General features: G+C 42.9%; 1 pseudogene. It reads right to left on the bottom strand.

The features are described from left to right. Window positions 1–581: pseudogene (locus tag ACFINO_RS11320) on the bottom strand (hypothetical protein); the annotation flags it as partial.

The following is a 581-nucleotide window of genomic DNA, read 5'->3' as shown; positions in this document are numbered from 1 at the left end:
GCATGCAATTGATCTCTTATAATCGCATCTATTGTGTTTTGTTGTCCATACTCAGGATAAAGTGATGACCAAGAACTCAATTCCTTTGCGCGTGCCTCATAAAGAAAATTTGCCGCGGCATCAAAATCACTGGATTTATTTTGAAACGACTTAACAGAATTATTAAAAAATTCACCAAGACGTATATCATGCTGCTGCTGTTCCTCAGCTTGTCTTAGCGCTTCTTTCTGTTCCCTAATATACGCATCTTGCTTTTGAATCTTATCTAGCATCCACGCCACTAAACGAACAGGGTCCTCACGTAGGTCTGGGGGTGCATTTTCACCTTCAACCATTGGCGTCTGGGATTGGGGTTCATAAAACTTTACAAGCGCTTCACGGGCTTGTTTGGCTTGTTGCTCCATACGCTGCTGTTCTATACTAGGAACAATCTCTGAAGGTTTTTCAACGGGCTGTGCAACCGGCTCTGGAGAGGTGACATCATCATTATCAATCGTTTCACCATCATAAGTGCCAGCATCAAAAGAGCTCTCATCATCAAAGACCGGTGCTCCAACTCTGTAATCTTCATTCATAGCTTC

The organism is Bartonella sp. AA83SXKL, from assembly GCF_042196965.1.
Classification (GTDB): Bacteria; Pseudomonadota; Alphaproteobacteria; order Rhizobiales; family Rhizobiaceae; genus Bartonella.
Note: the sequence above shows the minus strand (reverse complement) of the source record. Positions and strands in the feature narration are given on the sequence as shown.